This is a genomic window from Trichocoleus desertorum ATA4-8-CV12 (assembly GCA_019358975.1).
Classification (GTDB): Bacteria; Cyanobacteriota; Cyanobacteriia; order FACHB-46; family FACHB-46; genus Trichocoleus; species Trichocoleus desertorum_A.
Map to the genome: position 1 here is coordinate 26,636 of JAHHIL010000023.1, position 21,288 is coordinate 47,923.

At 49.2% G+C, this 21,288-nt stretch carries 18 protein-coding genes and 1 pseudogene; 8 read left to right on the forward strand and 11 right to left on the reverse strand.

Annotation, left to right across the window (positions count from 1 at the left end; translation table 11 throughout):
- Nucleotides 1–116 precede the first annotated feature (116 nt).
- The gene (locus KME12_16355) at nucleotides 117–1,793 is read left to right on the forward strand and encodes an amidase (protein MBW4489362.1); all 1,677 of its coding nucleotides are present in this window, start codon (nucleotides 117–119) and stop codon (nucleotides 1,791–1,793) included.
- Between the two features lie 55 nt (nucleotides 1,794–1,848).
- Here KME12_16355 and KME12_16360 read toward each other — a convergent pair whose 3' ends face one another.
- From KME12_16360 to KME12_16385, 6 genes are all read right to left on the reverse strand, one after another.
- The gene (locus KME12_16360) at nucleotides 1,849–3,687 is read right to left on the reverse strand and encodes an amidase (GenBank protein ID MBW4489363.1); all 1,839 of its coding nucleotides are present in this window, start codon (nucleotides 3,685–3,687) and stop codon (nucleotides 1,849–1,851) included.
- Nucleotides 3,688–3,876: 189 nt separating this feature from the next.
- Nucleotides 3,877–5,583 carry an amidase gene (locus KME12_16365; GenBank protein MBW4489364.1) on the reverse strand — a complete coding sequence of 569 codons (1,707 nt, stop codon included), beginning with the start codon at nucleotides 5,581–5,583 and terminating at the stop codon, nucleotides 3,877–3,879.
- 45 nt (nucleotides 5,584–5,628) lie between these two features.
- The gene (locus KME12_16370) at nucleotides 5,629–6,438 is read right to left on the reverse strand and encodes an HpsJ family protein (GenBank protein MBW4489365.1); all 810 of its coding nucleotides are present in this window, start codon (nucleotides 6,436–6,438) and stop codon (nucleotides 5,629–5,631) included.
- A gap of 33 nt (nucleotides 6,439–6,471) precedes the next feature.
- Nucleotides 6,472–8,181: an amidase gene (locus KME12_16375; GenBank protein ID MBW4489366.1), complete on the reverse strand. Its 1,710-nt coding sequence runs from the start codon at nucleotides 8,179–8,181 to the stop codon at nucleotides 6,472–6,474.
- Nucleotides 8,182–8,265: 84 nt separating this feature from the next.
- The gene (locus KME12_16380; GenBank protein ID MBW4489367.1) at nucleotides 8,266–9,963 is read right to left on the reverse strand and encodes a hypothetical protein; all 1,698 of its coding nucleotides are present in this window, start codon (nucleotides 9,961–9,963) and stop codon (nucleotides 8,266–8,268) included.
- Between the two features lie 73 nt (nucleotides 9,964–10,036).
- Nucleotides 10,037–11,764, reverse strand: a complete 1,728-nt coding sequence (locus tag KME12_16385; GenBank protein ID MBW4489368.1) for a PEP-CTERM sorting domain-containing protein — start codon at nucleotides 11,762–11,764, stop codon at nucleotides 10,037–10,039.
- A 443-nt stretch (nucleotides 11,765–12,207) separates the two neighbouring features.
- Here KME12_16385 and KME12_16390 point away from each other — a divergent pair.
- Together KME12_16390 and KME12_16395 are read left to right on the forward strand one after the other, a co-directional pair.
- Nucleotides 12,208–12,906, forward strand: a pseudogene (locus tag KME12_16390) (IS1 family transposase).
- 330 nt (nucleotides 12,907–13,236) lie between these two features.
- Entirely contained in the window at nucleotides 13,237–13,911 is a 675-nt protein-coding gene (locus KME12_16395; GenBank protein ID MBW4489369.1) for a carbonic anhydrase, read from the forward strand.
- A 393-nt stretch (nucleotides 13,912–14,304) separates the two neighbouring features.
- Here the strand turns inward: KME12_16395 and KME12_16400 are convergent, their stop codons facing one another.
- Genes KME12_16400 through KME12_16410 form a run of 3 tightly spaced genes read right to left on the reverse strand, consistent with a single transcriptional unit; the run spans nucleotide 14,305 to nucleotide 16,284 of the window.
- Nucleotides 14,305–14,712, reverse strand: coding sequence for a hypothetical protein (locus KME12_16400; GenBank protein ID MBW4489370.1), 408 nt, complete (start codon nucleotides 14,710–14,712; stop codon nucleotides 14,305–14,307).
- A gap of 46 nt (nucleotides 14,713–14,758) precedes the next feature.
- Complete coding sequence (locus KME12_16405; protein ID MBW4489371.1) at nucleotides 14,759–15,028, reverse strand: Precorrin-3B methylase; 270 nt, start codon at nucleotides 15,026–15,028, stop codon at nucleotides 14,759–14,761.
- 41 nt (nucleotides 15,029–15,069) lie between these two features.
- Nucleotides 15,070–16,284: a saccharopine dehydrogenase NADP-binding domain-containing protein gene (locus KME12_16410; protein ID MBW4489372.1), complete on the reverse strand. Its 1,215-nt coding sequence runs from the start codon at nucleotides 16,282–16,284 to the stop codon at nucleotides 15,070–15,072.
- Nucleotides 16,285–16,350: 66 nt separating this feature from the next.
- On the opposite strand from KME12_16410, the gene KME12_16415 reads away from it, so the two are divergent.
- Nucleotides 16,351–17,016 carry an SDR family oxidoreductase gene (locus tag KME12_16415; GenBank protein ID MBW4489373.1) on the forward strand — a complete coding sequence of 222 codons (666 nt, stop codon included), beginning with the start codon at nucleotides 16,351–16,353 and terminating at the stop codon, nucleotides 17,014–17,016.
- Between the two features lie 20 nt (nucleotides 17,017–17,036).
- Here the strand turns inward: KME12_16415 and KME12_16420 are convergent, their stop codons facing one another.
- Entirely contained in the window at nucleotides 17,037–17,183 is a 147-nt protein-coding gene (locus tag KME12_16420) for a hypothetical protein (protein MBW4489374.1), read from the reverse strand.
- Here KME12_16420 and KME12_16425 point away from each other — a divergent pair.
- Nucleotides 17,175–17,957, forward strand: coding sequence for a methyltransferase domain-containing protein (locus KME12_16425; GenBank protein ID MBW4489375.1), 783 nt, complete (start codon nucleotides 17,175–17,177; stop codon nucleotides 17,955–17,957). The genes KME12_16420 and KME12_16425 overlap by 9 nt on opposite strands.
- A gap of 324 nt (nucleotides 17,958–18,281) precedes the next feature.
- Nucleotides 18,282–19,034: a type IV pilin-like G/H family protein gene (locus KME12_16430; protein ID MBW4489376.1), complete on the forward strand. Its 753-nt coding sequence runs from the start codon at nucleotides 18,282–18,284 to the stop codon at nucleotides 19,032–19,034.
- An 11-nt stretch (nucleotides 19,035–19,045) separates the two neighbouring features.
- Here the strand turns inward: KME12_16430 and KME12_16435 are convergent, their stop codons facing one another.
- A complete protein-coding gene (locus tag KME12_16435; protein ID MBW4489377.1) occupies nucleotides 19,046–19,258 on the reverse strand; it encodes a hypothetical protein in 213 nt (70 codons plus the stop codon).
- Nucleotides 19,259–19,293: 35 nt separating this feature from the next.
- On the opposite strand from KME12_16435, the gene KME12_16440 reads away from it, so the two are divergent.
- Nucleotides 19,294–19,617, forward strand: a complete 324-nt coding sequence (locus tag KME12_16440; GenBank protein ID MBW4489378.1) for a hypothetical protein — start codon at nucleotides 19,294–19,296, stop codon at nucleotides 19,615–19,617.
- Between the two features lie 196 nt (nucleotides 19,618–19,813).
- Nucleotides 19,814–21,175 (forward strand): cytochrome P450, encoded by a 1,362-nt coding sequence (locus KME12_16445; protein ID MBW4489379.1) that lies wholly within the window; start codon nucleotides 19,814–19,816, stop codon nucleotides 21,173–21,175.
- Nucleotides 21,176–21,288: the final 113 nt, after the last annotated feature.

Genomic DNA, 21,288 nt, shown 5'->3' on the forward strand with positions numbered 1-21,288 from the left:
CTTGGGGGAACTCATAACTTTAGGCATGAGAGATCTGCACAGGCACTATTCTGAGTAACGCATCTGTTAGTGCAGTTCTTTCAATTGGCTGAATCAGGAGTGGAACTGGTGCATCTATGCAAAATTCAATCACGAAGGCGATCGCCTCTTTAGCAATGCAGACGGCGATGGTGAGCGTTTTTCCATCTGCCGCCCAGGCATTTTCTTTTACCCTTCAGGAAGCAACAATTCCTGAAATTAACCAGGCGTTTGATGCTGACAAGTTAACTTCTGAAAAATTGGTGCAGCTTTACCTGAACCGCATTGAAGCTTATGACATCAATGGTCCCGGACTAAACACATTCATTAAAATTAATCCCAATGCGTTAGCAACCGCTGCTGTCCTGGATATTGAACGAGATTTGTCTGGGCCGCGCAGCCCGCTACATGGTATCCCGGTGCTGTTGAAGGACAACATTGATACTTTTGATTTACCGACAACGGCAGGTTCGGTGGCTCTGGAAGGGTCAATTGCTCCAGATGATGCCTTTTTGACTCAGCAACTCCGGGATGCGGGCGCAATCATTTTGGGCAAAGCTAGGCTGACTGAGTTCGCCAATTTCTTGACCAATGGGATGCCTGCGGGCTACAGCTCTCTCAACGGCTATACGTTTAACCCCTACAATCCAATTCCTTTGCCCGATGGAGATGGCAGAGCGATCCTGTCTCCGGGGGGCTCTAGCGCTGGCGCAGCCGCAGCCGTGGCTGCAAACTTGGTCCCGGTATCTGTGGGAACGGAAACCTCTGGCTCTATTCTTAGCCCTGGCAACCAAAACTCAGTGGTTGGAATTAAGCCAACGGTGGGTTTAATTAGCCGTGATGGTGTGATTCCGATCGCCGCCAGTCAAGATACGGCAGGACCCTTTGGGCGAACTGTTACAGATGCTGCGATTCTTCTAGGCACACTTACGGGAGTTGATCCAAGCGATCCGGCTACGCTCACTAGTGAGGGTAAGTTTTACAACGACTACACATCTTTTCTGGATGCAGGCGCACTCAAAGGCGCAAGAATTGGGGTGCCCAAAGATTTATATTGGGATTTTCTGAATGAAGAACAACGGGCGATCGCCTTCTCTGCGATCGCGGCAATGGAAAGCCTGGGAGCCGAAATTATCGAGGCAGAAATTCCGACGGCACGAGAACTCTCCAGATTTAGCTCATCCGTGCTGACTTACGAATTTAAACGTGACCTCAATGCCTACCTCGCCAGCCTGGGTCCGGATGCTCCAGTTAAAACCCTGGCAGACGTAATTGCTTTCAACGAAGCAAACGCGGACATTGCACTCAAATATGGACAAACCCGGGCTCTGGCATCCGAGGCAATTGATCTCTCTCTAGGCAGTGATGATACTGCTAAATATCTTTCTGATCGGGCTACGGATCTGTTGCTGTCCAAAGAGAAAGGACTCGATGCTTTTATTGACACCTACAACTTAGACACTGTGTTCTTCCCCGGTACAACGGGAGCCTCGATTGGTGCGAAAGCGGGTTATCCCAGTATCATCGTCCCAGCAGGGTACCAGTCTAATCTCGCGCCCTACGGCATCACTTTTTTGGGTAAGGCCTATACAGAACCTGAACTGATAGGATTTGCCTATGCGTTTGAACAAGCAACTTTAGTCCGCCGTCCCCCTAGCAGTACCCCCGCTCTCCAAGGGGAAACGATTCCAGAACCGGGTACTGTGGTTGCGCTAGTGATATTCGGCGTCACGGCAGTAGGGCTAAAGCGAAGACAGAGCCAAACTAGGATTTAGAGTGACTCTATCAGACGACCGCTCCTCCACATAGCCAGAGGGGCGATCGCGCCCTTCAGCTTCGGGCAGAACTAACCGCCGTAGAAGCATTCACGAGCTTACAGGATTCCATCGAGGTCTGTGCCAAGAAAGCTTTGTAGTCAGCTTTACGCTTGCGCTTCATTTGCTTGACTGCAAAGGCACTCGCGCCGAAGGCCAGAAACGCTGGAATCATACCAGGCTCAGGAATAGGTTCAGGGATAGGTTCCTGATCAATGACTTCTCCTGGCAGAGGTGGCAGTAAGGGAGACGGACGGCGGAATTGAGTTGCCTGCTCGAAGGCATAGGCCAACCCCAACAGCTTTGACTCACTGTACGGGCGTCCGGTAAACGAAAGTGTCATCGGCAGTCCAGTTGAGCTAAAACCACCAGGAACGGTAATGTCTGGAAATCCAACCGAGCTGGCAAATTCTGCCTGACGTGCTGGAGGGGCACCTGGATAACTAATAAAGGTCGGATCTGTCGTTCCAAACAGTGGACGAGCAAAAGAATTTACGGTTGGAAAAAGAAAGGTATCTAGATTCATCGAATCTAACGTATCCAACAGTGTGTTCCTGACAAAAGGAGTCAGAACATCAGCAACATTGATGTAGTTAGGATCAGAAAAGCCTTCACTTGCTGCTGATCTCCTCAAAGTATTGAGAATAATCGAGGGTGTTTCAGACTCTGCTACTTCCGGAGATTCTAAAACGGCAATCAGGTCATCAATCGTTTTCGGGTACTCAGAACCCAGCGTTGATAGATAATCCTCCAAATACACTTTTTGCTCAACCGGAATAGCAGTGCCATACAGACCATTCAGGGTAGATAAGAAGCTTCTTTCAAAGGAGACATCAACCGTGGTAGCGCCGAGACTCAGCATAATTTCCAGCGCTTCCTCAGTTAGTTGAGTAATCTCTGGATCAACTCCGTTTTCCAGCCCTAAATAATTGCGAACCACACCGATTCGTGCGCCTTCTAGGGCACCAGAGTTGAGAAACTGCGTGTAATCGGTAAAGAACTTGTCCAGTTCAACCTCGGGCGCTGCAATTGGCGTGATGAAACTTGGGTTGTTGGGGTCAAACTCTACAATTGTACCCAAAGCAAATGCTGCGTCCGTCACAGTCCGTGCCATAGGACCAATCATGTCTCTAGATAATACGAAGGGAATGATGCCATCCAAACTGACAAGACCCCGCGTTGGTCTAATACAAGCTAAACCTTGAAATGAGCAAGGTGTCCGAATCGACCCGCCCGTATCGCTACCCATGCCAAGCACTGCAAAGTTAGCGGCAATTGCCGCACCCGTACCTCCACTTGAACCAGCGGAAGTGCGCAAGAAATTATAAGGGTTAACCGTAGCTCCGCCAATAGAGCTATAGCCCGATCCAGAGATCGCATACTCATCCATTTCAGTCTTGCCCAAAATAATCGCGCCTGCCTCACGAAATTTTTGGACGACAAAGGCATCATCTGGAGGGATGGAGCCGATCAGCGCAGCTGATCCACCTGTCGTTGGCAGATCAAACGTATCATGGTTATCCTTGAGCAAAATAGGGATGCCATGAAGTGGACTACGAGGTCCAGAGATCTGGCGTTCCAGATCGAGCTGTATGGCAGTCTCTAAAACATTAGGATTAATAGTCAGAACCGAATTGATGGTGGGGCCTGCATCATCGTAGGCAGCAATCCGATTCAGATAAAGCTGCACTAAGCTCTCAGAGGTCAGTATTCCTGTATTAAAGGCTTGATTAATGTCGGCAATGGTTGCCTCTTCCAGCGTAAAAACTGCTGCTTCAGCAATACTGGGAACAAATGCAATAAGTGTAGCTGGAGCTGCCAAGTACACAGCAGTGCGTCTAGCCAATGTAAACAATATCTTTATCTCCTTGATAGACGGCCTTCGTAGTGGTGCAAAGATCCGTTAAATAAGTGCTTTCGGTATCTGCTGACAACAGGTTTCACAGACGAGTTGAGAGCACGAAGTTAATGTGAGGCAGAGCCAAAGGATATAGGGGCAAAATCATACGGGATTCAGTAATACCCAAGGAAATCAGGTTGAACTTTAAACTCTCTTACACTTCAAACCTAAAGCTGATAACCCAGCCACTCCTAAAGCGATCGCCATTCCCGGTTCAGGTACGGTTTCATACTCAATCCTCTCACCGGGAAGGGATGGAACAAGGGAGGATGGACGACGTAGCTTAGTGGCTTGTTCATACGCGTAGGCATAACCCAATAAGTTGGGTTCGCTGTAGGCACTGCCAAAGAAGGAGAGGGCGATCGGCAATCCGTCAGAGGTAAATCCAGCTGGAACCTGTACGTCAGGGAAGCCAGTTAGGTTGGCGATGTTGGTGGCTGATGTACCAGGATTACACACATAGGTCGGGTCCACAATGCCACTCCGTGGGGCTGCTGGACATCCAGATGTCGGGTAGATAATTGCATCCAGATCGTTTGAGTTCAAGACATTCAACGTCGCATTTTTGATCAGGGTACGTCCATTGTTTAAAGCATCTAGATAGTCAGGGTTAGTCAGCGGACCTCTGACTTCTGCCTCAATCAGCCGCGCTAACACACTAGGATTCACCGGAAACTCCGAGTTAACGACTTCCGGTGATTGGCTGATCTCAATCACCTCCGCTAATGTTTTGGGATAGTCAACCGAGAGTGTTTCTAGATAATCAGCAATCTGCGCCTTAAACTCTGTATCAGAAATGGTGCTGTATACTCCTCCGCGAGCTGCCAACACCTCTGGAGGAAAGGTGACTGATTCGACAACGGTTGCCCCTAATGCTTTGATGTCCGCGATCGCCTGTTCAATTGCTTGATCAATATCAGAGTTACGTCCAAAGAAATCTCTAGCAACTCCAATGCGTGCACCTTGGAGTGAATCCTTATCTAAAAACTGAGTGTAATCTGTAAAAAATTTACCCTCGCTCTCTTTAGTAACTGAATCATTGGGGTCAATACCCGTCATAAAGCCCAGTGTAATTGCGGCGTCGGTGACAGTTCGGGTGAGTGGACCGCCCGTGTCTAGCGTTAACGAGAAGGGAATAATGCCATCTCGGCTGGTGAGACCCAGCGTGGGTTTGATGCCAACTAGCCCGTTAGCAGCAGCTGGACCGCGAATCGAGCCGCCTGTATCGGTTCCTAAACCAATTGTGCCAAAGTTAGCAGCGATCGCAGCTCCAGGACCACCACTTGAGCCTGCCGGACCCCGATTGAGGTTATACGGATTCTTAGTTTGCCCGCCTACAGAGCTGTAACCACCACCAGGTGCTCCTCCATGTGCCCATTCATCTAAATTAGCTTTAGCGAGAATGATTGCTCCTGCGTCGCGTAGCTGTTTAACGACATATGCATCATCCGGTGGAATTGATCCTTCAAGGGCAAATGAACCACCTGTTGTAGGCAGATCAAAAGTATCAAAATTATCCTTCAAAATCACGGGGATGCCATGCAGAATGCTTCTCGGTCCGGTGGCTTGCCGCTCTAAATCGAGTGCTGCTGCTGTTTGAAGTGCATTAGGATTAACTGTAATCAGAGAGTTTAGTGTCGGACCTGCATCATCATAAGCTTCAATTCGATTGAGATAGAGCTGAACAAGCGTTTCAGAGGTTAATGCACCTGCCTCAAATGCCTGATTGATGCTAGAAACGCTGGCTTCTTGCAGGTTGAAGGTGGCGCTTTGAGCAGGTTTAGCACCTAGAACCAAAAGCGCTACTGGAACTCCTAAGGCAACCGTTGTTTGCTTTGTTAATTTGAACATGTTCTATTGCCTCAAACAGGTAAATACACAACCTAAATCAAAAGCCTATCGAATAGAGGCAGCCACAGTTTGTGCGTTCTTTCGGGTTACGCTGGCTCCACTCCAACAGATGCCCAAATGGCCAAGTGACAGTAATAAACTGCTAACTGTAACGCGAAATTGTGACTTGCGAATTTCAGCTACGATTTGCCTTTTTGTCTGTAGCTGAGTTTGACGAATTTGGATCAATCCCTGATCCCGCAGTCTTTTGACTCGCTGTTCTACAAATGCTGGGTTTGCTCTTGCCTGCTGAATATTTTCTTTAACTTGTTGCAACTGTACACGTAGTGCTTCTGTTACCTCATCTCCTTGGAGCTGTTGCTCCAGTTGTTTTAACTGCTCATCATTAGACAACAAAGCATTGACCTGACTACGCTGCTGTTCCAGTTGGCTGTTCAGGTTACTTTCAGCACGTAATGCTTCTTCATTGATCTGCTTTGACACTTCTGCATTGATCAATCGACTGGCATTGAAATGTAGCGGTGCAAACAGCAAAAAGACAACCCCCAATAACCCAGAGAGCAGCAGCGTCATCGTAATTAAACTAGGGCGCGATCGCCTTCTTGATTCAGTTGGTTTAGGACTATTGCCAATCCAAAGCCCCATCAATAGTAGAGCAATGCCTACCATTGATATAACCCCGCGATCAGCGATCTGGGTAATCCAATTGGTTAACCATCGGCTGTTAAGTAGATTAGGCGACAGAGTAAAGCTGATACAGTCAATCAGAAATAAAACAATGAGAACGACGCCAGCAATTTTTAAGGTCTGGGCGATCGTAGATGGTGATGCACCTCGACTAGCTAGTTTCATCATCTGTACCTTTTGCTGCTACAAGGATTGAAACACTTATGAAACTAGGACAACGGTTTCAGGCTGATCTTTGTTCTGTTTCCTGCCCCGCCTAATGACCTGGACTCCAAAAGCACTAATCCCTAAAACTGCTAGCGCTGGAATCATGCCAGGTTCAGGCACCGTTTCATACTCAACCTCCTCCCCGGAAAGTGCAGGAAACAATTCCGGAGAGCGACGAGCTTTAGTCGCTTGCTCAAAGGCGTAGGCATAGCCCAATAGCGTTGGCTCACTGTAAGCCCGTCCAAAGAAGGAAATCGTCACTGGCAAGTCATCGGAAGTAAACCCTGCTGGAACTTGAATATCTGGGAAGCCTGAAATGTTTGCAATATTTGTAGGCGATATCCCTGGGTTACACACAAACGTGGGGTCAGTTATTCCGGGAAGCGGACTCGCTGGACAGCCTGATGTGGGGTAAATTAAGGCATCGAGATTATTGCCATTCAACAAGTCTAGAGCCGTATTGCGAACTAACGCTCTGCCATTGGTAAATGCATCTATGTAATCAGGATCAGTAATAGATGCACTTGCCTGCTCATTCCTAAACAAATTTAAGCGCGTTGGATACTGCTTAAAAAAGTCATCCTGTTCTGCAAGAGCAATGATGTCATCAAGATCTTTGGGATATTCATCGCCTACGGTTGCTAAGTAATCAGGAATTTGATCCTTAAACTCTGGCCATCGAACCCGTGTGTAGATCGTTTCTTTGGCTGTAAGAATCTCGGGCGGGTAAAAGACAGAATCAACAATAGTTGCTCCCAACCTTTTCATGGTGGCGATCGCATTCTCAACAATCTGATCGACCTCAGGATTACGACCAAAGAAATCACGCGCTACGCCAATTCGTGCACCTTGCAATGCGCCCTTATCTAAAAACTGCGTATAGTCTTTGAAAAACTTACCTTCGCTTCCTAGCGTTGCCGGATCAGCGGGGTCAATACCTGCCATGATGCCAAGAGTAATAGCAGCATCTTCAACGGTTCGCGTTAACGGTCCCCCCACATCAAATGACAGGGCCAGCGGAATAATGCCGTCACGGCTTGTCAAGCCTAATGTTGGTTTAATTCCCACCAGTCCATTAGCCGTCGCTGGACCTCGAATCGAGCCACCTGTGTCACTACCCGTACCAATCACGCCAAAGTTAGCGGCGATCGCAGCTCCAGTACCACCGCTAGATCCAGCCGGGCTGCGCTCTAAGTTATAGGGATTGCTTGTTAAACCAGCGAGAGACCCACCCGGAACACCAGCCGCAAACTCTGACATATTTGCCTTGGCAAAGATAACAGCTCCTGCATCCCGCAGTTGCTTCACCAAAAATCCATCATCTGGAGGCACCGACCCTTCAAGAACCGCTGAACCCCCCGTTGTGGGCATATCAAAGGTGTCATAGTTGTCTTTGAGAATGACTGGAATGCCATGTAGTGCGCTTCTTGGCCCGGTTATTTGGCGCTCTAGGTCTAACGCCCTAGCAATTTCTAGTGCATCTGAATTAACCGTGATAATTGAATTAAGGCTGTCATCGTAAGTATCAATTCGATTGAGATAGAGCCCAATCAATTGTTCAGATGTCAGCGCGCCCGCATCAAATGCTCTATTGATTTCAGAAACTGTTGCCTCTTCTAGCTGAAACGTTGCTGCCAACGCTTCTAGCGGAAGAAGCCCTAGTGCTACCGTTTGAGCTGCTACCAATGTAGCCGTTTGTTTCATACTTTTTAGCACAGTATTCACTCCTATAGACCAGTTGAATGAATGATTTAGATTGGGTTGATGTGCAAAACTTTGCTAACAGAATTAAGCTGGGCTTTGTGCTTTCTGACGTTTCAGACCTAAAACTGATAGCCCGGTGATACTTAGTGCGATCGCCACTCCTGGCTCAGGTACAGTCTCATATTCGATCTCCTCTCCAGGAAGCGCCGGGAAAAGTGATGGAGGACGACGGTGTTTAGTGGTTTGCTCGTAGGAATACCCCAATCCAATGAGCGTTGGTTCATCAAAGGGACGGCCCCAGAATTGCAGTCCTGCGGGGAGCGTATTATTGACGGTGTAACCCATCGGCACTGTGATTGCTGGAAAACCTGTGGGTGGAGCAGTGATACCGCTGTTGTTGCCATCTGGACTGCTTTCATCGCCCACTAACCGAGGTGGATTACTCCAAGTCGGAAAGATAAATGCATCATATTTGTTGGAATCGATCACATCTAAAACCACCTTGCGCATCACATCCCGGTTTGACTCCGCTGTCTGGCAAACTTCTCGCTGCTCAGGCGGCAAGTCCTCAACAGCCGCCCCAGCAGTCAAACTATTGGTTACGGTCGGATCAAACTTTCCAGATGCAATAATGTCGTCCAGGGATTTCACCGGTGCATTGGGTCCAAGACTATTCAGATAGTTATTAATGTCGTATTCAAATCTGTTGCAGCCGCCTGTAGCCGTCACCAGTGCGTTAAAGTCAGGGATCACAGTAGGCTCAACGATCGCACCCTGGGATCTTAAATCAGCGATCGCCTGATCCATTAACCTCTCAATTTCTGGACTGGCCGTTGCTGCTCTGGTACTTCCGCTGGACGGTCTAAACAACTCATCCAACACTCCCAATCTCGCTCCCTTCAAGCGGTTTTTGTCGAGAAATTCGCTGTAGTCAGGGAGCGTTAGATTCTTCACCACTTCAGTTGATGAATCCGCTGGATCGTAGCCTGCGATCGCCTCAAAAACGAGTACAGCATCTTCAACCGTTCGTGCCATTGGCCCACCAATATCACGGTAGAGGTTGAGCGGGACAATGCCATCACGGCTGGTTAGACCAATCGTAGAACGAATACCAACCAGAGCATTGTGAGAAGACGGACCTCGAATCGAGTTACCTGTATCAGTTCCCAAGCCCACTGTGCCAAAGTTGGCCGCGACTGCTGCTCCTGTTCCGCCACTGGAGCCAGCAGGAACACGGCTCAGATCATAGGGGTTGCGAGTCGTTCCTAAAATCGAACTCACACTGCGCTGAGCACTAAAGGCAAACTCCGCCAAATTTGACTTTGCCAACACAATCGCACCTGCATCACGCAGCCGTTGCACCTGGAATGCATCATCAGGTGGAATCGAACCTGCAAGCGATAAAGAGCCTGCCGTAGTTTGCAGATCAAACGTATCGTAGTTGTCTTTAACAATAATTGGAATTCCATGCAAGGGGCTGCGCGAACCATAAAGTTCACGTTCTAAATCTAATGCTCGCGCTGTTTCCAATGCATTGGGATTAGTCAAAATAATAGAATTAAGCGGTGTTTCCCCCGTTTTGTCATAGATTTCAATGCGATCGAGATATAGTTGCACCAACTGTTCAGATGTCAATGCATCTGCATCAAATGCGCGATTGATTTCGGCGATCGTTGCTTCCTCTAAACGGAACGTAGCTGCTAACGCTCCTAGCGGAAAAAGCCCTAGTGTTACTGTTTGAGCCGCTATCAAAGCAGCCGCTCGCTTCATGCTTTTCAGCACAGTGTTAGCTCCTGTGTTCAAGTGAATGATGGATGTTGCTTAGGTTTTGCATAGCTCAACCCAAACGAGAGAATTAGGCTAAACTTTGGGTTCTTTTACGCTTCAACCCTAAAGCTGATAACCCAGCAACCCCTAAAGCGATCGCCATTCCCGGTTCAGGTACAGTTTTGTACTCAATTCTTTCACCAGGAAGCGGTGGAACAAGTGGCGAGGGAGCACGTAGCTTCGTTGCCTGCTCATAGTCATAGGCATAGCTGATTAGCTTTCCTTCCTCATAGGGTTTTCCAAAGAAGGAAATAGCTGTGGGCAGTCCCTGTGAACCAAACCCCATGGGCACAACAATGCCTGGGAAGCCAACCGAACTATAGCCTGCTATGGTTGCAGGGCTAGGAATGCCCGATCGCACAAAGTTTGGATCATTAACAGAGTAAACCGGATTATTAATGGGAGGCGCAAAACTGGTTTGGTACGGAAAGACAAGCGCGTCTAAATCGTAGGCATCAAAGAGCGCAAGCTTTAGCTCAGTTGCTTGAGGTAACACATTCTCGATGAGGTTTTTATAAGCGGGATCATCAGTAGATGTAGCAGCGGCTCTCTTCAATAAGTTAAGAACGCTGTTCTCCACAGGGAGCGGAGATTGATTGACTTCCGTTTCGTAGATCTCGATAAACTCCTCCACAGTTTTGGGAATATCTGGTCCAAGGGTTGCTAAGTAAGCATCCCAATCCTCTTTAAAGCGGTAATCGGCGATCGTTCTAATGTTAGGACCTTGACCCCGGACAAAGAAATCAATAAATTCTGGAGAGAAGAGAACAGGATCGATGATCTCGGCTCCCAATTCTTCTAATTTGGCGATCGCTTGTTCTGCAAGCACATCAATTTCTGGAGCACCACCAAAGAAATCACGCGAAATACCTAGGCGGGCTCCTTTCAGTGAACCTTTAACGAGGAAATCGGTATAGTCTTCAGCAATCTTTCCTTCGCTCTCAAAGGTAAGGAGGTCGGCAGGATCAACACCAGCAATGACATTGAGCAGAAGAGCCATATCCGTTACGGTACGGGCCATCGGACCTGCTGTATCAAAGGTCAGATTTTTAGGCGCAATACCATCTCGGCTGATCAGTCCTGTTGTCGGTCTGAGCCCTACAATGCCGTTAAACGATGCGGGACCTCGCACAGAAGTGCTAGTGTCGGTTCCAATAGCAAGAACAGTTAAGTTGGCAGCAACAGCGGCTCCAGAACCACTACTAGACCCGCCTGTGTTGCGATTGAAATTGTAAGGGTTGAGGGTTTGCCCATCGATCGTGTTGTAGCTACCTCCGGCAAACTCCCCCATTGCTGCTTTGCCTAAGATGATCGCTCCAGCATCCCGCAATGCTTGAGTGATAAAAGCGTCATCGGGTGGAATAGAATCCTTCAAGATGACCGAACCGTTAGAAGTTGGTAAATCAAACGTGTCGATGTTGTCCTTCAGCAGGATAGGGATTCCATGCAACGGGCTTCTGGGGCCATAGAGCTGACGCTCCAAATCTAGTGCGGCTGCTGTTTCTAAAGCGTTGGGATTGATCGTTGTAATCGAGTTGAGTTTCGGTCCGCCATCTTCGTAGGCTTCAATGCGGTTGAGATATAGCTGCACTAGCTCCTCCGCAGTTAACGCACCTGCATCAAATGCTCTGTTGATTTCAGCGATCGTTGCTTCTTCTAACTCAAATGTTGCAGCTAGCACTGATACTGGGAACACCCCCATAACAAAGGCTTGAGTCATTAAAATAACCGCCGATCGCTTGATGGTTTTGAGCATGAAGCACCCCTGACAAGTGATGAATGAATAACGGTGGATGAAATGAGTAAGTGACTATCAACTATTGAAAGTAAAGAATGTTAGTTTCGGAATTGCTGAATTATTTTCTTTTTAATTCACGGGAAAACTAAGGTTGTAGAGTTTAGGATTCTAAAACCTTGCCCGCACAGGTAAGACAAATGAATTGTCAAAGTGGGGTGTTATACCAAGTCTGTTAGTACGAGAATATTTAAGAGTACAAACAAGTCTGTTCTTGTTCTGTACAATACAGTCTTGCAGTTTTTATCTAAAAGTTTTTCCAATCTCAGACCAGAGGAGGATTTTGAACGGAAAGTTAGGGTTCTGAGTTGAGAGGATGTTTGAAAAGGTTTGAGGAAGCGGTAGTGCATCAAGATGTAGTGGGTTAGGTAAAGTAGAGGGATAACTACTCTCCAGCAAGACCTATGGAATGTCGTCTGTGCGGTCATCCCAGCACTCATAAACATGGTAAAGCCCCCAATGGTAGCCAACGGTATTTCTGCCCCCCAATGCAAGCAAACCTTCAATGAACGGTTTGACACCTTGTATTACCTCGCCACGTCACGCCCGAACAGATTCGGCAGGTTTTACAGGTGCATAGTGAAGGCAGCAGTTTGCGAGGGATTAGCCGAACCAGTGGGCTTGCCTACAACACCGTAGTGAGCATTGTTCGTGTTGCCAGTCAGAAGGCTCAGTTAGTTCACAACGCCCAGGTGAAAGCTGTGCAAACCGGGGAAGTGAGTGCGGATGAGATGTGGTCGTTTGTTTCAAAAAACAGAAGCAATGCCTGCCCCAGGAGCTAGAAGCGGGAGATTGTTGGATTGCAGTAAGCTTGGCAGATTCCAGTGGACTCATTCTGGCAGCCCGAGTCGGAAAACACACTGATGAATTGATCGAAGCATTAGTGGTCAGCAGTGAAGGAAAAACCGCTTGTAAACAATTCAATAGCGATGATTGGGGAGGCTATGGACGAGTCTTGCCTGCCGAAATTCTGCATCATATCGCTAAAGACAAGACACAACGCTTGGAGAGGACCAATGGTGAGTTATTTCAACTGAATTTGGCAGCATAGCCGATTGAAGACAACCGCAGCACAACGAGCAGGATTAGCCGAAAAGCCTTGAACTTGGCACGACCTCGTTACCTACCCCACCATCATTTGATGCACTACCGGATGATTTCTATTGAAATGAGTGAGAAGCTGGAGGTTTATACCTTCAGCTTTTCAGTATTTGCATGTAGTAGAGCAAGCTTAGTTTGTCGAAAACATGGCTGAATTGAGGTATTTGTTCGTGTTCTTGTGTCCCCCTGATCAAGCCACTTGCTAGCATTTCTTTACGGAAGTACGGAAAATGTTACGGTTCGTGTGTATCAAGGGAAGGATAGAACTACATCCGCTTTGAGGATGCAGTGCGAGTACACTCACTAGCCTTGCCAGCAGTAGGAATCGATTTATGTCAGTGACCGGTCTGATCCAGGGACTCAATGCGTTTCACAGCGACTACTTCACCACAAATCGAGCACTGTTTGAACGACTCTCGAACGGGCAGGCACCCGAAGTTCTATTCATTACTTGTTCCGATTCACGGATTGACCCCTGCTTAATCACGCAGTCTCAGCCCGGTGAACTATTCGTGATGCGGAATGTCGGTAATATCATTCCGTCTTATGGAGCTGCTAGTAGTGCTGAAGCCGCCGGGGTAGAGTATGCGGTATCTGGAGTCGGTGTGCAAGACATCATTGTTTGTGGTCATTCCCACTGTGGGGCCATGAAGGGGTTGCTGCAAATCGGCAATCTGAGTGAGCAGATGCCGCTGGTCTACGACTGGTTGAAGCGCCATGGAGAAGCGACGCGGCGCTTAGTGTTAGATAATTATGCGAACGTGCAGCCCGAGCGATTGCTCAAGATCGCGATCGAGCAGAATGTGTTGACACAGATCGAGAATTTAGAAACGTATCCTGTCATTCGGTCCAAACTGCATAGCAGGCAACTGAATTTGCATGCTTGGATGTACGAAATAGAGACCGGTCAGGTATTCGCTTATGATGCTGGATTACGACAGTTTACGCTGCTGAGGCAGCGCTCCTTCCCGGTACCCGACCCATTAATTACCACTATTTCAGAGTAATCAGGAAGACCCTGTCGTTTCATTGGAATGGTCCTTCAGCCGATAAAAATGCGTTTGTTAACGCCTAATACCAATTCTCCAAAATAGAGTTACAAAAGCAGAGCCCTCTGAATGTCGAGAGTGAACCGTGTCGGGTGTACTCAAATTAGACATTCCAGCATCCGCAGACGAGCTGAAAGCTTTGCTGACTCAGCAAGCGTCGCGGTTGAGCGCAGTAAACTTCAGATTCTAGGGTGCTTGAAGGTAGATGCGTTTGGCCTAAAGAGATGCAGCAGATACTCTCTGAATCAGGCGAAAATTCCTGGATGTTGGGCAACGAATCAGGGAAGCAGTGAACTAGCACAGAACTGTCTTCTAGGAATGCTTGCAAGTTAGTTCAGGCTACCGCGATCGCTACAGCTCCACATAAAGCAAATCTTTGGGGTCCACATCCACTCGCTCACCTCTGGAGTTTTTGCCGCTGACCCAGATTCGACCCGCATGCGTGAATACTCGCTCCACAGCCATCTCTTCCCCTTGCAAAAGCTCCCCTCGACAGTTTCCTGCTTCCCCCTTAGCAGGCTGAGTGGTGACAAGCGCTTTAACCCTGAAACTGATGTTGTAGAGGTCTACCATCACTGCCCCATTGGCAAAGGCAATTTCCTTGAGTTTGACCCGCATAGCGATCGCCTCCCTTCCGTCTTTCTTTAGCGAGTGGCCTGAATTATCTCCCAGTATGTGACTCAATCGGTCGGCTCCAAATTGCTGATGCCTGCTTTCCCCTTTAGCGATCATGACATCGGTTGAACCTGGGCCATTCATCCCTTTGCCTCATTTCCCAATACGAGTGATGAGATGAGTGGGATCGTTAAACCTTCGACTGACGCTTTGACTTAGGCGGGGTTCGGCGCGTGCCAAAGTACTTCTCACTGCGATAGCGCAGCCACACCCGTAACGCCTGCGGAATTTGCGCCTTTTGTTCCTGGGTGAGGGTATTGTAAAGGGCTAAAGCGCGATCGCGCTCTCCGCGACAAGCCGCATTATTATGAGCATCCCAGTAACTTCGGGCAACTCGAATCCGCCGACAAACTTCTTTGACCAAGGCTGTTCCCGTTAAGGGCTCTTCTTGCTTTGCCATACTTCAATTTCATGTCCTCTGTCCAATCCTAACCTGCAACATTACGAGTGGACGGCTATGGTCATGCCAGCGTGGCGTAAGCGTTCTGCCAGAACCTCTCCCAAGCCCGTTGCGGGTGTGAGAATGCCGCCTCGCGTCCGACCACCCGGTAGCTCATCGCTATGGAGTGCCAGACTAAGAGCTGATTCACAAACAAACTTGACCGTGGCGCGATTGCCAGGGTCTCCCTGGTCTCGAATCAGTCCCCGCACTTGGCGTCCATCTACAGCAGTGCCCACCAGTTCGCAGGAAAACCATCCCTCATTCATCGTTTGCTTAGAAGGTCCATGACCCGGTTGCGGCAGTATGGGTTGCAGCAGTGAACGCAGTTGAGGCTGTTGCAGAACTCCTGTAAACAGGCCCATCCCAGCGGTCACCCCCGTTGCCTTTAACCAAGCGAAGGGCTCATCGAACTTGAGATACTCCTGATAGGTGAAGTCAGGTCCGTAGGGTTCTTGCCATTGCTCGTAGAGGGCACAACTGCGACGGACGATGCGGGTATTGACGAGCCCCATGAAGAAGGGAGCGACCCAGGTGTTGAGATCGGCGTCAAAGGAGGGCCTGTGCGGGTCACGGTTACGCTCATCTGGAGCGGGAGGTGGAGGCGGGGGAGGATTAAGCAGGAAAGGTTCATTCATCTGAGCTGCCCCTGCCGAATCATAAAGATGGAAAGCGGAAGCGAGAGTACCGCCATTCAACCCGCCATAGGCCTGAAAATAAGCCTTCACCTGCCTGCAAGGAACTCCTAATTCTCGTTGCAAATGCCGAACCACCAGGTAGGTGCCGAGGTCTGATGGCACTGAATCAAAACCACAACTGGGAATGATGCGAGTGCCATTGGCTGCTGCCTGAGTCTGGTAGCGATCGACCAAGGTTCTGACCCAAGGTGTTTCTCCTGTGATATCGACGTAGTGAGTTTTGAAGCGAACGCAGGCATCCACGAGGGCATTGCCATAGAGAACAAAAGGGCCAGCCGTGGTGAGGAGCACTCGGGTTTGAGAGACAATGGCATCGATCGCAGCTTTGTCTTGGCTATCGGCAACCAGCACATCGACCGCTGCCCCAACTTCAGCACGAACCGCTTTCAACTTCTGGCGGTTTCTGCCCGCGATCGCCCATCGCACTGGTGGCATATGGCGGAAAAAGTATTGCACGGTCTGTTTGCCGACGAAACCAGTGGCACCGTAGAGGATGACATCATAGGGACGCTCAGGCATGGTAAAACCACTCCTAGTCACAGGCTGCATTGGTCACTATACTCTTTCGAAGCGATCGGAGTTCACATGGCAACTTATCTTGTTACAGGGGCAAATCGCGGCATTGGTTACGAGTACTGTCGGCAACTGCAAGCTCAAGGCGATCGCGTCATTGCGGTTTGTCGCAGCACCTCTGAGGCATTGCAGCAGCTAGGAGTGCAGGTGGAGGCAGGCATTGATATTACCTCAGATGCTTCTGTAGCAGATTTACGAAAGCGCTTAAGTGACAAGGTCATCGATGTCTTGATTCACAATGCAGGCATCGTCAAGTGCGTGACGCTGGACAACCTGGATTTCGACAGCATCCGAGAACAGTTCGAGGTGAATGCGCTGGGGCCTCTCCGGGTGACGCAGGCACTGCTGCCGCACCTGCAAGCAGGCTCCAAGATTGGGTTGATGACGAGTCGAATGGGCTCGATTGCCGACAACACTTCAGGCAGTTCTTATGGCTACCGCATGTCGAAAGTGGCGTTGTCAATGGCAGGCAAATCCCTGGCTCATGACCTCAAACCTCGTGGCATTGCCGTCGCCATTCTGCATCCTGGACTCGTGCAAACCCGCATGACGAACTTTATTTCCAGTGGCATCACACCTGAAGAGTCTGTGAAGGGGTTGTTAGCTCGAATGGAGCAGTTGACGTTGGAGAACACAGGCACGTTCTGGCACGCCAATGGAGAGGTGTTGCCTTGGTGATGATGTCACTTTGATCCAACTCAAATTCCGGAGGCGATCGCAAGCCGAAGCATCACACCATCTTCCGCCAGAGGCTGACTGACTCCTTGTCCATCCGGGCGTGCATTAAATCGATGGCAAAATAAATGGTTGAAACACCCCTCAGCCTGCTCTGCACGATGAACCAAGAAGAAATCACCCGCCAACAGTTTGACCGGACGGCCCCAGCCTACAGTACCGCGTCACTGTTTGGGCGCGGCCAAGACTTGCAGTGGCTCGTGGAAGCCGCTCACCCAAGTCCTGATTGGCAGGTTCTGGATGTGGGCTGTGGGGCAGGACACACGACCTTTGCCTTGGCTCCTTTTGTGCAGCAAGTGATAGGCGTCGATCTCAGCGCTGGCATGCTAGCGGAAGCAGAGCGCAACTTGAGCGATCGCGGGCTGACGAATGTTTGGTTTCAAGCTGCGATCGCCACAGCCCTCCCGTTTGCGGACCAACAATTTGATTTAGTTACCTGTCGCTTTGCCGCCCATCACTTCTCGGCGCTCGAACCTGCCTTGGCAGAAATTCACCGAGTCCTGAAGCCGAAGGGACAGTTTTTAGCGGTGGATGTAATCTCGCCCGAAGATCCCGAGTTGGCTCACTTCATCAACCGCATCGAACAGTTGCGAGATCCCTCGCACTACTGGGAGTGGCAACTTTCTCAATGGCACTCCGCGATCGCCGCAGTCGGCATGAGCTTGGAACTGCTCCAACAGTGGCGCTTGCCCATCGACTTTGAGGATTGGGTGAGTCGGCAACAAACATCGCCTACGGCTGTAACCCAACTGGAGGAGTTATTAGACCACGCACCGCTGGCGCTTCAGCAATCGCTAGCAATGACGCGAGCACCCCAACGGACATTCCAGCTCTGGGCTGCCCTGATGCGAGGTGTGCCTGTCTCTGCTAGTTCTCCCCTCTAGTGAGCATTTATATCCTGCTTTGTGTCTCCCTCCCTCCAGTGCAATCCTCCCAAGTTGTACATCGGAGGTTGCAGCGATCGCCTCTGGTCATTCAGGTTGGCACTTCCTAGACTTCCATCGCCTCCCGCTCGCATTAGGAGTGAAATCGGGAGTATTCACGCCTCTCCTTTCTCTCCCCCTCGCTTTCAGTCACCGTCGTGTTGGGTAGAGATAGCAGAGTAGTACAGCATTCAGAAACACTTCTGAAGAGCCTGCCTGCTCATAGCCAGGTGCGGCTTCGTCATTTGACTGCACAACGGTGAATGATTTAACCATTCTGGAAAAATGCGAGTCAAGTTGGAGTTATTACTTACCGCAAAGATCGCCAACCTCATGCTCAAATTTATTACTTGTCTAGCTATAATCTCGCTTCTAGTCAGTGGTTTTGCTCGACCAACTGCGGCCTCGTCTATCTCAGTTAAAGCTCAAAGCGCTAAAGCTCAAACTCTCTCAAATTCTTCGGTAGGGCAGTGGCAAGTCCGTCTTGTGACAGGTGATATATTAACGGTACTTATCACTTCAGACGGCACGTTGTACTTGATCGATCCATCCAACAATGAAGCTACTAAGCTAGCAACACAGATCAAGAAGATTTCGGATGTTGGGAGCATTCCTATAGGCACCCAAATTTCAGAATCTTTTGAAAATCAGATCAAGATAATGATACAGTTCGAAGCTAAACTATATGTCCGTGCACTCAATAGAGCGCAACAAGCATTCCATTTGGAGGAAAGTCGCTTTGCCTCTGATGTACCTTCTCTAGGCATGTATCAAGACGGAGATAATGAAAGCTACAAGTATTCTGTCAGGCTAATTGGTGAAAGAGGAATAGCCCAAAGTATCGGGCTTGCAAAAGTAGAAAGCCTGAAAAGCTACACTGGTATTGTGGCAACGCGAGGGGGAGAAATTAGTGGAGAGATTATAACCGTGAGTATTCTCTGCCAGAGCAATCAACCTACTACAGCATTGCCTCCGAAGCCATCTCAAAGTGAAATAGATAATTTAAGGTGTCCTGCTGGTTATTCAATTCTAGACTGATAAGTGGGATGCTATCCATCGTCACATATTCCAATCAAAGGTTTTGCCATCTTTTCTGGAGTTCCTAGAAAACCCATAAGATATTGAGAAGATGCAGCTTTTGGGAGGCGTGACGTGCCCATCAATATTTTGGCGTGCTTAATTGGGCTGTTGTTGGCCTTAGCTGGATGCGCGATCGCTTTGACTTCGATGCGATGGGGATTGCAGACTTTAACGCCGCTCACCCAGGACTTTCTTCGGTCCTCATTCCTTCGCAGGCATGCACCAAAAAGATGATTCGAAAGAACTGGTTCTTTTTGATGTGCAAACAGAGCAGGGGATGGTGATGCCAGCACAATTCATTGAAGATTTTAAGACGCTCAGTATTGCCCGTGTGATCTATCAGGGTAAATTGACGGGTCAGTTTATCGAGGACGTGCGCAATGGAAAGTACGGAGTCGCTGGAGGCGTGGTGTATAAGGGAGGTCGCTATCGCGATGAGCTATGGAGGGTGAAGATCAAGACTTATGCTTATATGAGCAACTCCAACAAGCTTTCCAGGACAATTGGGATGCTTATTGGGAGTAGTGGCTTGGGCAACTGAGGAACCCCTTCAAAGCCGAGAGACTACTGATGTCAAGAGAGGGTTAGTCGAATCGGCGCTATTGGTTCTTCTGCTTGCTGGAGTTGCGGGCGCGCTTCTGCATCTTTAGGATTGAGCTTGAGCGCTATGGACAAGCGGGAGCATCAATTATGATTAGTTGCAGTACGTTGCGATCGCTACTTGTGTGCATTGAGCTATGAAATCTGTGTCTGATACTACTACCTCAAAATCTCTACCACCCGGGCAATCTGGCTGGCCTTTGTTAGGGGAAACCTTGGCATTTTTTGGAGATGCGAAGTTTGCCCTTAAACGTCACGAAAAATATGGGGATGTCTTTAGAACTCAGTTACTGGGGCAGCCCACTGTTTTCTTGCGGGGTGCTGAGGCTAACCGCTTCGTTCTGTCGCAAGAAAATGAATATTTCGCGATTAGTTGGCCAACAAGTACCAAAGTTTTACTTGGCCCTCTCTCGTTGTCTTTGCAGACTGGAGGCACCCATCAAAGTCGCCGCAAATTGCTCGCTCAAGCATTTCTGCCGCGATCGCTATCTAGCTATATCCCCACGATGTTAGAGATTACTCGCACCTATCTCAAGCGTTGGGAGAGCCTAGAGACTCTCACTTGGTATCCTGAACTGCGGAACTATACGCTCGATGTGGCTTGCAAATTATTCGTCGGTCTCGATCAAGGTTCACAAACCAAGTTGGGGCATGAATTTGAGACTTGGTGCGCCGGGTTGTTTTCAATCCCCATTCCTCTACCTTGGACTACGTTTGGGCGGGCACGGCGTAGTCGTAAACGATTGTTAGCAGAATTGGAGCGGATCATCTACGATCGCCAGCAGCAACAGGAGCGCACTGAGGACGCCTTACAGTTATTAATTGAGGCTCGTGACGAAAATGGTCAAGGATTGAGCTTAGAAGAGTTGAAGGATCAAGTTTTGCTGCTCTTGTTTGCTGGGCATGAAACTCTCACGTCAGCGATCGCCTCGTTCTGCATGCTGACAGCGCAGCATCCAAATATCACCGCTGCTTTGCGAGCAGAGCAACAAGGTCTTGCCGCCTCTGAGACCCCCACCTTGGACGAACTGCGGCAAATGACCTACCTCGATCAAGTGTTGCGGGAGGTGTTGCGCCTGATTCCACCTGTGGGAGCGGGTTTCCGGAAGGTATTGCAACCCTTTGAGTTCAATGGTTATCAGGTACCTGTAGGTTGGAGCGCTATCTACCAGATTGGCCCAACCCATAAGGAAGCCAACCTCTATCCCGAACCCGATCGTTTTGACCCAGAGCGCTTTAATGCATCCCAAACGGCTGAGCGGCCTAGATATGGCTATGTGCCCTTTGGGGGTGGCCTTCGCGAGTGTATCGGCAAAGAGTTTGCTCGTCTTGAAATGAAGTTATTTGCGATCGCCCTCCTCCGGAGCTATGAGTGGCAGTTACTACCGGACCAGAATCTGGAGTTGTCCACCATTCCTACTCCCCGTCCGCAAGATGGGCTCCGAGTTCAATTTCGGGCTCTGGCCACTCCGCTGGCACCGATGACTAGTCCTGCGTAATTTTTCTTAGTGATGTTCTAGCCACAGAGATGAGGGGAGATGGCTATCCCAGGAGAGGTTCAATCTGGGTGCAGAAGATTGTCACAAATTAATTGCTGGGCTGGCTTACGTCT

Bases quoted from the DNA above. Each gene is read 5' to 3' on its own strand.
- KME12_16355 (MBW4489362.1), top strand. From the start codon at position 117: ATGCAAAATTCAATCACGAAGGCGATCGCCTCTTTAGCAATGCAGACG.
- KME12_16365 (MBW4489364.1), bottom strand. From the start codon at position 5,583: ATGTTCAAATTAACAAAGCAAACAACGGTTGCCTTAGGAGTTCCAGTA.
- KME12_16370 (MBW4489365.1), bottom strand. From the start codon at position 6,438: ATGATGAAACTAGCTAGTCGAGGTGCATCACCATCTACGATCGCCCAG.
- KME12_16375 (MBW4489366.1), bottom strand. From the start codon at position 8,181: ATGAAACAAACGGCTACATTGGTAGCAGCTCAAACGGTAGCACTAGGG.
- KME12_16385 (MBW4489368.1), bottom strand. From the start codon at position 11,764: ATGCTCAAAACCATCAAGCGATCGGCGGTTATTTTAATGACTCAAGCC.
- KME12_16395 (MBW4489369.1), top strand. From the start codon at position 13,237: ATGTCAGTGACCGGTCTGATCCAGGGACTCAATGCGTTTCACAGCGAC.
- KME12_16400 (MBW4489370.1), bottom strand. From the start codon at position 14,712: ATGAATGGCCCAGGTTCAACCGATGTCATGATCGCTAAAGGGGAAAGC.
- KME12_16405 (MBW4489371.1), bottom strand. From the start codon at position 15,028: ATGGCAAAGCAAGAAGAGCCCTTAACGGGAACAGCCTTGGTCAAAGAA.
- KME12_16410 (MBW4489372.1), bottom strand. From the start codon at position 16,284: ATGCCTGAGCGTCCCTATGATGTCATCCTCTACGGTGCCACTGGTTTC.
- KME12_16415 (MBW4489373.1), top strand. From the start codon at position 16,351: ATGGCAACTTATCTTGTTACAGGGGCAAATCGCGGCATTGGTTACGAG.
- KME12_16425 (MBW4489375.1), top strand. From the start codon at position 17,175: ATGAACCAAGAAGAAATCACCCGCCAACAGTTTGACCGGACGGCCCCA.
- KME12_16430 (MBW4489376.1), top strand. From the start codon at position 18,282: ATGCGAGTCAAGTTGGAGTTATTACTTACCGCAAAGATCGCCAACCTC.
- KME12_16440 (MBW4489378.1), top strand. From the start codon at position 19,294: ATGCACCAAAAAGATGATTCGAAAGAACTGGTTCTTTTTGATGTGCAA.
- KME12_16445 (MBW4489379.1), top strand. From the start codon at position 19,814: ATGAAATCTGTGTCTGATACTACTACCTCAAAATCTCTACCACCCGGG.